Genomic DNA, 11799 nt, shown 5'->3' with positions numbered 1-11799 from the left:
CGGCACGAACCGCGCGGCGGGTCAGGCCGAACGTTTGCGGGACGCCGCCGTCTTCTTCGCCTTCGCCGGGGACTTCTCCGCGGATGTCTTCCCGGCGGTGTCCTTGGCCGTGCTCTTCGCCGTCGTCCTCTGCTCGGTCCGGCTCGTCCTCGACGTCGGCTTGCGCGCCGAAGGCGGTGTCTTCTTCTCCGCCGTCGACGTGGACTTCCTGCCGCCGGTCTCCTTCGGGGACGAGCGGGACGTCCCGCGTCGCGGCGACCGCCCGGTCGCGGCCTCCTCCGGCTCGCCGCGGAGCGCGCGGACGCTCCGCTCCAGGGCCGTCGTCAGGTCCAGGACCTCGACGCCGCGCTCCGGTTCGGGCACCTCGGGCAGGGCTTCGCCGGAGATCTTGGCGGCGACGACCTGCTCCACCGCCTCGCGGTACTCGTCGCGCAGGTCCTCCAGGCCGGCCCCGCTGAGGGCGTCCACCAGGTCGTCCGCGAGGTCGAGCTCCTTGTCGTGGAGGGTGACGTCCGCGGCGGGGGCGATCCCCTCGGGGGCGCGGACCTCGTCCGGCCAGAGCAGACCGTGCAGGGCGATCGCATCGCCGACCACGCGGAGCATGCCCAGGCGCTCCCGGCCCCGCAGCGCGAACTTCGCGATGGCCACCCTGTTGCCGCGCTTCAGGGCCTCCCGCAGGAGCGTGTACGGCCGGGCGGCCGGGGCCCTGCCCGCCGCCAGGTAGTACGCGGCGCTCATCTGGAGCGGGTCGATGCTGTCCTCGGGGACGAAGGTGACGATCTCGATCGTCCTGGCGGTGGGGATCGGCAGGTGGGTCAGGTCCTCGTCGGTGATCGGGATGATCGTGCCGTCCGCCTCCTCGTAGCCCCTGCTGATCTCCTGGGGGGTGACCTCGCGGTCCTCCAGCTCGCAGAACTTGCGGTGGCGAATCCGGCCGCCGTCCTCCGTGTGGATCTCGCGGAAGGGGACCGCGTGGCTCTCGGTGGCGTTCACGAGCTTGACCGGGATCCTGACCAGGCCGAACGAGATCACGCCGTTCCAGATGGATCTCATGTGCAGCACCTCTCCGGTCCGGCCGTTCGCCGATCACGGTCGGATGTTTGTCACACTTTGCACGAGATTCTCATCTTATGGCGTTCTTCGCCGGGAGGGCGGCGGGGGCGGCCGGTCACAGCCGGGACCAGGTGTTCCGGTCCCGGGCCAGCGCGTGCAGGGCCTCCGTGTCGGCCGGTTTCAGGACTCCGCCCGTGCGGGCCAGGGTCTCCACGTCGGCGTCCGTCAGGACGCGCACCTCGCGGGGCGGGGCCGGGACCGTCACGGCCGACGCGCCGACCAGGACCAGCACGGGGCGGACCTCGGCCGTCAGGGCGTGGGAGGCGCGGTCGGCGTCGGCCCGGACCCGGTGCAGCACGGGGCGCGGTTCGTGGCGGCCCAGGGCGATCCGGGGGTCGGCGACCGTCACCCGCCGCCGGTGGGCGTACAGGGAGTGGACGGCGTACAGGCCGCCGGGGCCGATCAGCAGGTGGTGGATGCGGTCGCCGCCGGGGAGCGGGATCGAGTGCAGGGTGTGCCAGCCGGCGCCGTCCATGCGGTCCAGGGCCTCGCCCACCGTCCGCTCCGCGGCGAGCGCCCTGCGGCGCGGGTCGGGGCGGAGGCGGCGGGCCGGGCCGGGATCGCGGTCGAGGTCGATCAGCAGGGCCTCGCCGGGGCGGTTCGGCGCGAGGTCGTCGTCGGGGTGCAGGGACAGACGTGCCAGTTCGGCGGGGGTGGGGACCGGGGGCGGGCCGACCGAGACCGGGCCGGTGAGGAAGGGGCCGAGCGCGGCGAGCACGTCCTCCTCGTGATCCTCGTCGAGCAGGTCGACCCTGGCCGTCTCACGGTCGTACCAGGCGAGGTTCCGGCCGTCCGGGAGGCGGACGTACAGCCTTTCCCGGCCGTGCCACCAGGTCGGTATGACGCGCAGTCCGTCCATGCATCATCACCCCACATCCATGGGAACAGGCGGGTGCTCCGGGGGCAAGAAGGCGGTTACCTTGGGGAGGAGTTGGGTGGTGAGGCGTCGTTGCGTACCCGTGGGAGGCGACCCGACGTGCCGGCTCCGGACAGTCCGTGGGACGAGGTCGTACCCGGTCTGTGGATGGGCGGGCACGAGTTCCGGGGTCTTTCCGGGCGGCTGGAGTCCGCCGTGGTGGACCGGCAGTTCGATCTCGTGCAGACGCTGCTGCGGCTGCCCGGGTACGGGCCGGATCCCGGGGTCGAGCACCAGGTGTGGCCGATCCCCGACGGGCCGCTGGACGGGACGCAGCTCGCGGGCGTGATCCGGCTGGCCGAGGCGGCGTGCGAGGCACTGGACGGCGGCCGTACGGTCCTCGTGCGCTGTTACCACGGGTACAACCGCTCGGGCCTGGTGATCGCGCACGCGCTGGTACGGCGGGGCAGGACCGCCGAGGCGGCGATCCGGCTGATCCGCTCCCGCCGCTCGTCCTGGGCCCTGCACAACGACCTGTTCGTCGACTACCTCCGTGCCGGGCTGCCCACGGCGCGGCTGCTGGAGGGACGGGCGGAGTAGGCGGGGCGGGTGGCGCCGTCCCGATGGCGCAGCAGGGCGGGCGGGTGCGGAGGGTCGCTCCTAATGTGGCGATAAGTCACCTTCGACCCGCTTTCCCGCATGTGGAGGTATCCCATGTCCCTGCGTCACCCGCTCACCCGCCCCCTGTCCATAGCCGTCGCCGCCGGGGCCCTCGTGGTCGCGGCCACCGTCGCCCCCGCCGTCGCCGCCGACGGCCCGAACCAGGGCGGCGGCCAGTGGAACTGGAACCACCAGGGCGGCAACGGCAACGGCAACGGCAACAACGGCAACCAGCAGGGCGGTAACGGCAACAACAACGGCAACAACGGCAACGGCAACCAGCAAGGCGGCGGCTACCAGCAGGGCGGTGGCGGCAACAACAACGGCAACCAGCAGGGCGGTGGCGGCTACCCGCAAGGCGGCAACGGTAACCAGCAGGGCGGCAACGGCAATGGTAACCAGCAAGGCGGTGGCTACCCGCAAGGCGGCAACGGTAACGGCAATCAGCAAGGCGGCGGCGGCAACAACGGCAACCAGCAAGGCGGCGGCTACCCGCAGGGCGGCAACGGCAACCAGCAGGGTGGCAACGGCGGCAACAACGGCAACCAGCAAGGCGGCGGCTACCCGCAGGGCGGCAACGGCGGCAACAACGGGAACCAGCAAAACGGCGGCTACCCACAGGGCAACAACAACAACGGCAACCAGCAGGGCGGCGGCAACGGCCTGGGCAACCAGGGCGGCGGCGGCCACCAGGGCGACCAAGGGAACTTCGGCGACCAGGGAAACTTCGGCGACCAGGGCAACCGGGACGACCAGGGCCGGTACAGGGGCGTCGTCACGGTCAACTCCCTGGCCCTGCGCAGCGCCCCGAACCGGGGTTCGCGGATCATCCGGTACGCCCACAAGGGTGACGTCGTCTCGATCTTCTGCAAGGTCCCGGGCGACAGGGTGAACGGCAACCCCCTCTGGTACCTCCTCACGGACGGCACCTGGGCGTGGGGCCCGGCCGCCCACATCGACAACCTCGGTCCCGCGCCACGCTGGTGCTGACGAGCAAAGCACGCAAGGCGCCCCATTTGGGTAAGTTCCGGACATGAGCAAGGCCGGTATCACCCTGGCGACGGCGGATCCGTCCGCGCCCGCCGTCCGCCTCACCGGGCGCCGCGGCGTCGAACTCGCCCTGATCGTCCTGGCCGTCCTGCTGTCGGTGTACGGCTACTGCGCCGTCGGCCTCGCCAGGAACGGCACCGTCCCGCCCGGCGCCGCCGGTTACGGCGCCGGGCTCGGCGTGCTCGCGCTGGTCGCCCATCTGGCGGTGCGCTGGCGCGCCCCGTGCGCCGACCCGGTGCTGCTCCCCATCGGGGTGCTGCTCAACGGCCTCGGCCTGGTGCTGATCTACCGGCTCGACCTGGAGACGCCGGGCGATCCGGCGGCCCCGGCCCAGCTCATCTGGTCGACGCTGGGCGTGGCGCTGTTCATCGTGGTCGTCCTGGTGCTGCGCGACCACCGGGTGCTCCAGAACTACGCCTACGTCTGCGTCACCGTCGCGCTGGTCCTGCTGACGGTCCCGATCCTCTTCCCCGCGGTGAACGGGGCGCGGATCTGGATCCGGGTCGCCGGATTCTCCATCCAGCCCGGCGAGTTCGCGAAGGTGCTGCTGGCGGTCTTCTTCGCCGCGTACCTCGCCGCGAACCGGGGCGCCCTCACCTACGCCGGCCGCCGCGTCCGGTGGCTGCGGCTACGGCTGCCCACCGGGCGGGTGCTCGGCCCGATCCTCGCCGTCTGGCTGGTCAGCGTGGGTGTGCTGGTGCTGGAGCGGGACCTCGGCACCTCGCTGCTGTTCTTCGGCCTGTTCGTGGTCCTGCTGTACGTCGCCACCGGCCGCACGGGCTGGATCGCGGTGGGGCTGCTGCTGGCCTCGCTGGGGGCGGTGGCGGTGGGCCGGCTGGAGCCGCACGTGCACCACAGGATCGAGACCTGGCTGCACCCGTTCGGCTCCATCGAGGCGGGCGAGGGCCCGAACCAGATCGCCCAGTCCCTGTTCGCCTTCGCGGAGGGCGGGACGCTCGGCACCGGGCTCGGGCTCGGGCACTCGGTACTCATCGGCTTCGCGGTCAAGTCCGACTTCATCCTGGCGACGGCCGGTGAGGAGCTGGGCCTGGCCGGGCTGTCCGCGATCTTCCTGCTCTACGGGCTGCTGGTGGAGCGCGGCTACCGGGCGGGGCTGGCCCTGCGCGACCCGTTCGGGCGGCTGCTCGCGGTGGGGCTCGCCTCGCTCGTGGCGCTCCAGGTGTTCGTGATCGCGGGCGGGGTGACCGGGCTGATCCCGCTGACCGGGATGGCGATGCCGTTCCTGGCGCAGGGCGGCTCGTCGGTGGTGACCAACTGGGCGATCGTGGCGCTGCTGGTCCGGCTGAGCGACTCCGCGCGGCGGCAGGGCGGCGGGGGTGTGCCCCGGTGACCCGGCACATCCGGCACGCGGCGCTGTTCTGCGCCCTGCTGCTGGTGGCGCTGCTGGTGAACGCCGCCCGTGTGCAGGTCCTGCGCGCCGAGGACTACAAGGCCAACCCGGCCAACCGCCGGGACGCCATCGCCCGCTACCGGCAGCCGCGCGGCGACATCCTGGTCGGCGGGCGGCCGGTCACCGGTTCGCGGGACACCGGGGAGCACCTGCGCTACGAACGGACGTACCGCGACGGGCCGTTGTACGCCCCGGTGACCGGCTTCGCCTCGCAGGAGTACGGCACGACGCTGCTGGAGCACACGGAGGACGGGCTGCTGTCCGGGGCCGCCCCGGTGCTCGCGCCGCTGCCGCTGTGGAACGAGTTCACGCGCGGCCGCAACGCGGGCGGTCACGTCGTGACGACGATCGACCCGGCGGCGCAGCGGGCGGCGTACGAGGGGCTGCGCTCGCGGAAGGGCGCGGTGGCGGCGGTGGAGCCGTCGACCGGGAGGATCCTGGCGCTGGTGTCGGTCCCGTCGTACGACCCCGCGCTGCTGTCCGGGAACGGCGCGGCGGCGCGGGACGCCTGGGAGCGGCTGAACGCCGATCCGGACCGGCCGATGCTGAACCGGGCGGTGCGGCAGACGTATCCGCCGGGTTCGACGTTCAAGGTGGTCACCGCGGCGGCGGCGCTGGACGCCGGGGTGGTGAGTGACCTGGACAAACCGACGGACTCCCCCGACCCGTACACCCTGCCGGGGACGAGGACCCGGCTGACCAACGGGTCCGAGGGGTGCGAGGACGCCTCGGTGCGGGAGGCGTTCGTCTGGTCCTGCAACACGGTGTTCGCGAAGCTGGGGGTGGTCACGGGGGTGGAGAGGATGAGGGCGACGGCCGAGGCCTTCGGTTTCAACGACCCGGACGTACGGATCCCGTTCCGGGTGGCGCGCAGCACCTTCGACACCACGGTGGACCGGGCGCAGCTCGCGCTGTCGTCGATCGGGCAGTACAACACCCGGGCGACCCCGCTGCAGATGGCGATGGTCGCGGCGGCCGTGGCGAGCGGCGGGCAGGTGCGGGAGCCGTACCTGGTGGAGCGGACCACGCGGGCGGGCGGCAGCACGGTGTCGACGGCGGGTTCCCGTCCGGTACGGCGGGCCATGTACCCGGCGACGGCGACGCGGCTGCGGGAGCTGATGCGGGGCGTGGTGGAGGACGGCACCGGCACGAAGGCCGCGATCCCCGGTGCGATCGTGGGCGGCAAGACCGGCACCGCCCAGCACGGGCTGGGCAACTCCGGGACGCCGTACGCCTGGTTCATCTCCTGGGCGCGGGGCGGTGCGGACCTGGAGGCGAAGGTGGCGGTCGCGGTGGTGGTCGAGGACGCGGCGGCGAACCGGCGGGAGATCAGCGGCGGCGGGACGGCGGCGCCGATCGCGCGGGCGGTGATGGAGGCGGTGCTGAACTCGTAGGCTGTAGAGCCCACTTGGTGAGACGGGGGTGCCGGAGCGGCACGTTCCCTACCTAACGTTCGGTACATGACCGATACCGCGTACGAACTCGCCCAGGTGAACATCGCCCGCCTCAAGGCTCCGCTGGACTCCCCTCAGTTGAAGGACTTCGTCGACGGTCTCGACCCGGTGAACGCGGACGCGGAGGCCGCGGACGGCTTCGTCTGGCGTCTGAAGGGCGAGGGGAACGACGCGACGGACATCGCCGTCTTCGGCGACTCCTGGCTGATCCTCAACCTGTCCGTGTGGCGGAACACCGACGCGCTGACGGCGTTCATGTACCAGGGCCGGCACCGGGAGATGCTGGCGCGGCGGCGGGAGTGGTTCGAGCGGGTCGAGGAGGCGATGGTCGCGCTGTGGTGGGTCCCGGCGGGCCACCGCCCGACGGTCGCGGAGGCGGAATCCCGCCTCCTCCACCTCCGCACCAACGGCCCGACCCCGCACGCCTTCACCCTGCGCACGTCGTTCCCGCCGGGGTCGCCGGCACCGGTGACGGGCGAGGTACCGGAGGGACTGGGCTGCTCGGCCTAGGAGGGGATTCATCGACGACAAGTCCCGCCCGAGGGATTGACGGGCTTGCTGACAGGCAGTCTCATAAGGGGGTGACCCGCCGGTAACCCCAGACGCCCCGAGGTGGAACCGTCATGACGACCCTGTCCGAAGCCGACGCGATCGATGGTCTGCGGGACGCGCTCGGGACGCTCAAGGACCGGGAGCAGGTGGCCCTGAGACTGCTCGAGTCCTCCGCGAAGCACTCCTTCGACCCGGACAGGGAGCTGGACTGGGAGGCGCCCTTCGAGGAGGGCAAGTGGTTCTGGCCGCCGGAGCTGGTGTCGCTGTACGGCACCCCGATGTGGAAGCGGATGAGCGAGGAGCAGCGCCTCCTGCTCTCGGGGCACGAGGCGGCGGCGCTGGCCTCGCTCGGCATCTGGTTCGAGCTGATCCTGATGCAGCTCCTGGTCCGGCACATCTACGACAAGTCCGCCACCAGCGCGCACGTGCGCTACGCCCTCACCGAGATCGAGGACGAGTGCCGGCACTCCAAGATGTTCGCCCGGCTGATCGCGCGCGGCGGCACGCCCTGGTACCCGGTGAGCCGCGTCCACCAGAACCTCGGCCGGCTCTTCAAGACGGTCTCCACCACCCCCGGCTCCTTCACCGCGACCCTGCTCGGCGAGGAGGTCCTGGACTGGATGCAGCGTCTGACCTTCCCGGACGAGCGGGTCCAGCCGCTGATCCGGGGCGTCACGCGCATCCACGTGATCGAGGAGGCGCGGCACGTGCGGTACGCCCGTGAGGAGCTGCGGCGCCAGATGGTGACCGCGCCGAAGTGGTCGCGGGAGTTCACCCGGGTCACCTCCGGGGAGTTCGCCCGGGTGTTCTCGGTGGCCTTCGTGAACCCCGAGGTGTACACGAACGTCGGCCTGGACCGGCGCGCGGCCGTCGCCCAGGTCAGGGCGAGCGCCCACCGCCGGGAGGTGATGCAGCAGGGCTCGAAGCGGCTCACGGACTTCCTGGACGACATCGGTGTGCTGCGCGGAGTCGGGCGGAAGCTGTGGCGGTCGTCGGGGCTGCTCGCGTAGCCGGGTGCCCGCACCCCGCCCGGTTCACGGCCACACGGCAAAGCCGCACACCGGGCACGGCCGGGGCGGCATCGGCCTACCGCACGGGGCCGGACGGTGACCGCGGCGGTCGTCGGAACCGCTCGCGCGGGCAGGCGGGCGGATACCCTGCGGGCATGACCCCGCAGGCCCCCACCCCCGCCTACCGGCGGCTCAGCGTCGAGGAGCGCCGCAGCCAGTTGCTCGAGGCCGCGCTCTCCCTCTTCGCCCACCGCGCCCCGGAGGACGTCTCCCTGGACGACGTGGCGGAGGCGGCCGGCGTGTCACGCCCCCTGGTGTACCGGTACTTCCCGGGCGGCAAGCAGCAGCTCTACGAGGCCGCCCTCCGCTCCGCCGCCGACGAGCTGCGGCACTGCTTCGACGAACCGCACGAGGGCCCGCTGCTGTCCCGGCTGTCCCGCGCCCTCGACCGCTACCTCGCCTTCGTCGACCGGCACGACACCGGGTTCAGCGCGCTGCTCCAGGGCGGCAGCGTCGTGGAGACCTCCCGTACGACCGCCATCGTGGACGGCGTACGGCGGGCCGCGGCCGAGCACATCCTCAGTCACCTCGGGGTCGCCGAGCCCGGGCCCCGGCTCCGGATGACGATCCGGATGTGGATCACCGCCGTGGAGGCGGCCTCGCTGATCTGGCTCGACGAGGGCAAACAGCCGCCCCTGGACGAACTGCGGGACTGGCTCGTGGAGCAGTTCGTGGCGGTGCTGACGGTGACCGCGCGGCGTGACGCGCAGGCCGACGCGCTGGTGCGGGAGCTGGCCGCGGGCCTCTGACGGCCCGCGCGTCGCCGACACTGGGGGCGTGAAGAGCGAAGACACCCCTTTCGAGGGCGGGCCCATGGACGGGCGCGTGCTGCCCGTGCTGCTGGGCATCACCGGGCATCCGCCGAAGACGTACCGCATCCCCGTCCCGGCCCCGGACGGCGGCCCGCCCACCGTGCTGGTCTACCGGCGGGTGCCCCGGGCGCACAGCGCGCGGACCGGGCTGACGCGGGGCTGGAAGTACCTGTACGACCCCACGGGGCGGGCCGGCGAGGGCCGGAAGTGGCCGTGGTCGAAGCCCGCGCCCGGTCCGGACGCCACGCCGGAGGGCAAGCCGGACGACGCCGACGGGTGACCGGGTTGCGCCGAACCGCGCACACTCGGCGAGCGGACCGCGGACACCCGCCCGATGCTCGCGGTGCGGAGCGGACGGGCCGCCCCGCGCCGGAGGTGACGGAATGTCAGGAAAGCTGCCGCGTCTGGTGTGTACGGCGGTACTGGCGGCCGGGGCCGTCCTCGCGCCCGTGCCCGCGGCGGCCGTCCCGGAACCGGGCGGCGGCAGCGCCGGCTCCGACGGGCGTTCCGTCGCCGGGCTGCTGACGGAGCTTCAGGCCCTGTACCGGGAGGCCGAGAAGGCCACCGAGACCTACAACGCCACCGAGGAACGGCTGAGGAGACAGCGCGCCGAGACCGCGCGGCTGGAGCGCGCCCTCGCCCGCACCCGGCTCTCCCTGCGCGACAGCCGGGGCGCGGCCGGACGGCTGGCCCGCCAGCAGTACCAGAGCGCCACCGGCCTCTCCCCCTACGTACGGCTGCTGCTGGCGCGTGATCCGCAGCGTGCGCTCGAGCAGGGGCATGTGATCGGGCGGCTGGCGCGGGAGCGGGCGGAGACGGTGGGCCGGCTGACCGGCGCCGAGCGGGAGGCCGAGGCGCTGGCCCGCCGGGCGCGCAAGGCCCTCGGCGTCCGGCTCGCCCTCACCGAGCGGCGCGGGAAGCAGCGGGACGAGGTCCGTGAACGGCTCCGCGCGGTCGAGGAACTCCTCGCCTCGCTCACCGCCGAGCAGCTCGCCGCCCTGGCCGAGCTGGAGCGGGACGGCACGGCCGAGGCGCAGGAGGAGCTGGTGGCCTCCGGTGCGCTGGGCAGCGGCGGCACTCCTCCCTCGGCGGCGGGCGAACGGGCCGTGCGGTACGCCGTGGAGCAGCTCGGGAAACCGTACGCGTGGGGCGCGGAGGGGCCCGCCGCGTACGACTGCTCGGGGCTGACCTCCCAGGCGTGGGCCGCCGCCGGGACGCCGGTCCCCCGGACCAGCCAGGAGCAGTGGGCGCGGCTGGAGCGGGTGCCGCTGGACGAGCTGCGGCCGGGTGACCTCGTCGTGTACTTCCCGGAGGCCACGCACGTCGCCCTCTACCTCGGCGACGGCATGGTGGTGCAGGCGCCCCGCCCCGGCGCGCGGATCAAGGTCTCCCCGATCGCGGCCAACCCGGTGCTGGGCGCCGTACGCCCCGACCCGGACGGGGAGCCCGTACGGCGGTACGTGCCGCCGAAGCTCCCCGCGGGGGCGACGGAGGGGTCCGACGAGGGGTACGGCTCACCTCACGCGCCGGACGCGCCCGAGACCTCCATGAGGTAGCCCTCGGTCTTCTTCGGGTCGTAGAAGAAGTTCTCGAAGTCGGCCGGGTCGTCGAAGCCGTTGGCGAAGCGGTCGGCGACGGGCTGGAGCTGGCCGGCGGCGCCGATCAGGTTCAGGATGTGCTCCGGCGGCGGGGCGAGCATGGCGTTCGTCCACTTGGTGACGTGCCGGGCCACGTCCCAGTAGCGGTCGAAGGTCGCCTGCATCCAGGTTTCGTCGAACTCCTCGTCGCCGTGCTCCAGGATCGAGGCGAGGTAGGAGGCGGCGCACTTGGAGGCGGAGTTGGAGCCCTGGCCGGTGATCGGGTCGTTGGCGACGACCACGTCGGCGACCCCGAGGACGAGTCCGCCGGAGGGCAGCCGGCCGATGGGGTTGCGGACGGTGGGGGCGTAGCGGCCGGCGAGGGTGCCGCCGGCGTCGGTCAGTTCGACCTTGGTGGCCCGCGCGTACTCCCAGGGGAGAAACTTCTCCATGAGTTCCAGGGTCAGGGAGAGGTGTTCCGAGGGGTCCTTGACGTCCTTGAAGGCGTCCAGCGGGCCGCCGGGTATGCCCTCCCAGAACAGGATGTCGGCGCGGCCCGAGGTGGTGAGGGTCGGCATGACGAACATCTCGCCGACGCCGGGGACCAGGTTGCAGCGGACCGCCTCCGTGTCCGGGTGCTCCGGACGCGGGCCGAGGCCGTGGACGTAGGAGACGGCCAGGGCGCGCTGCGGCTCGCTGTACGGGGAGCGCTCCGGGTCGCGGGCGAACATCTGCACGAGCTCGCCCTTGCCCGCCGAGACGAGGACCAGGTCGTACGTACGGGAGAAGTAGTCGAGGTCGCCGACCGCCGCGCCGTGGATGACGAGCTGGCCGCCGCGCTGGGCGAAGGTCTCCATCCAGCCGGCCATCTTCACCCGCTGGTCCACCGACTGCGCGAACCCGTCGAGCCGTCCCAGCCAGTCGATCGCGCGCTGCGAGGGGCCCGGGTCGAAGGAGCCGGGGGCCGCCACCGAGACGCCGAGTCCTTCGATCTTCGGGGCCTGGGACTCCCAGAAGTTCAGCTGGAGGTCGCGCTCGTGCTGGAGTGCCGTGTGGAACATGCACTGCGTCGACATGACCCGTCCGGAGCGGATCTCGTCCGCGGTCCGGTTGGACATCAGGGTGACCTCGTACCCGTGCGACTGGAGGCCGAGGGCGAGCTGGAGGCCGGACTGGCCGGCTCCGACGACGAGTATCTTCCGCATACGGGGGATGCTCCTAAAGGGGCTGCTCGAGGATGGCTC

12 protein-coding genes are annotated in these 11799 nt (G+C 72.8%); 9 read left to right on the top strand and 3 right to left on the bottom strand.

Annotation, left to right across the window (positions count from 1 at the left end):
- Nucleotides 1–21 precede the first annotated feature (21 nt).
- Together IH50_RS0112220 and IH50_RS0112215 are read right to left on the bottom strand one after the other, a co-directional pair.
- Entirely contained in the window at nucleotides 22–1062 is a 1041-nt protein-coding gene (locus tag IH50_RS0112220; protein ID WP_037872284.1) for a Ku protein, read from the bottom strand.
- 106 nt (nucleotides 1063–1168) lie between these two features.
- A complete protein-coding gene (locus IH50_RS0112215; protein ID WP_030860351.1) occupies nucleotides 1169–1972 on the bottom strand; it encodes a nuclease-related domain-containing protein in 804 nt (267 codons plus the stop codon).
- Nucleotides 1973–2062: 90 nt separating this feature from the next.
- Here IH50_RS0112215 and IH50_RS0112210 point away from each other — a divergent pair, with 90 nt between their 5' ends.
- From IH50_RS0112210 to IH50_RS0112170, 9 genes are all read left to right on the top strand, one after another.
- On the top strand, nucleotides 2063–2569 hold the full coding sequence (locus tag IH50_RS0112210; protein ID WP_030860349.1) for a protein-tyrosine phosphatase family protein: 507 nt from the start codon (nucleotides 2063–2065) through the stop codon (nucleotides 2567–2569).
- Between the two features lie 114 nt (nucleotides 2570–2683).
- Nucleotides 2684–3619, top strand: coding sequence for an SH3 domain-containing protein (locus tag IH50_RS0112205; RefSeq protein ID WP_030860347.1), 936 nt, complete (start codon nucleotides 2684–2686; stop codon nucleotides 3617–3619).
- 43 nt (nucleotides 3620–3662) lie between these two features.
- A complete protein-coding gene (locus IH50_RS0112200) occupies nucleotides 3663–5030 on the top strand; it encodes an FtsW/RodA/SpoVE family cell cycle protein (RefSeq protein WP_030860346.1) in 1368 nt (455 codons plus the stop codon).
- Nucleotides 5027–6484 carry a penicillin-binding transpeptidase domain-containing protein gene (locus IH50_RS0112195; protein WP_030860344.1) on the top strand — a complete coding sequence of 486 codons (1458 nt, stop codon included), beginning with the start codon at nucleotides 5027–5029 and terminating at the stop codon, nucleotides 6482–6484. The genes IH50_RS0112200 and IH50_RS0112195 overlap by 4 nt, the downstream gene beginning before the upstream one ends.
- A 66-nt stretch (nucleotides 6485–6550) precedes the next feature.
- Entirely contained in the window at nucleotides 6551–7054 is a 504-nt protein-coding gene (locus tag IH50_RS0112190; RefSeq protein ID WP_030860342.1) for a DUF3291 domain-containing protein, read from the top strand.
- Nucleotides 7055–7167: 113 nt separating this feature from the next.
- Nucleotides 7168–8106: an AurF N-oxygenase family protein gene (locus tag IH50_RS0112185; RefSeq protein WP_030860340.1), complete on the top strand. Its 939-nt coding sequence runs from the start codon at nucleotides 7168–7170 to the stop codon at nucleotides 8104–8106.
- A gap of 155 nt (nucleotides 8107–8261) precedes the next feature.
- Complete coding sequence (locus IH50_RS0112180; protein WP_030860338.1) at nucleotides 8262–8915, top strand: TetR/AcrR family transcriptional regulator; 654 nt, start codon at nucleotides 8262–8264, stop codon at nucleotides 8913–8915.
- A 28-nt stretch (nucleotides 8916–8943) separates the two neighbouring features.
- Nucleotides 8944–9258 carry a hypothetical protein gene (locus tag IH50_RS0112175; protein ID WP_030860336.1) on the top strand — a complete coding sequence of 105 codons (315 nt, stop codon included), beginning with the start codon at nucleotides 8944–8946 and terminating at the stop codon, nucleotides 9256–9258.
- 103 nt (nucleotides 9259–9361) lie between these two features.
- A complete protein-coding gene (locus IH50_RS0112170) occupies nucleotides 9362–10534 on the top strand; it encodes a C40 family peptidase (RefSeq protein ID WP_030860335.1) in 1173 nt (390 codons plus the stop codon).
- Here IH50_RS0112170 and IH50_RS0112165 read toward each other — a convergent pair.
- Complete coding sequence (locus IH50_RS0112165) at nucleotides 10498–11760, bottom strand: styrene monooxygenase/indole monooxygenase family protein (protein ID WP_030860333.1); 1263 nt, start codon at nucleotides 11758–11760, stop codon at nucleotides 10498–10500. The genes IH50_RS0112170 and IH50_RS0112165 overlap by 37 nt on opposite strands.
- Nucleotides 11761–11799: the final 39 nt, after the last annotated feature.

This window comes from Streptomyces sp. NRRL S-37 (genome assembly GCF_000721605.1).
Taxonomy (GTDB): domain Bacteria; phylum Actinomycetota; class Actinomycetes; order Streptomycetales; family Streptomycetaceae; genus Streptomyces.
Note: the sequence above shows the minus strand (reverse complement) of the source record. Positions and strands in the feature narration are given on the sequence as shown.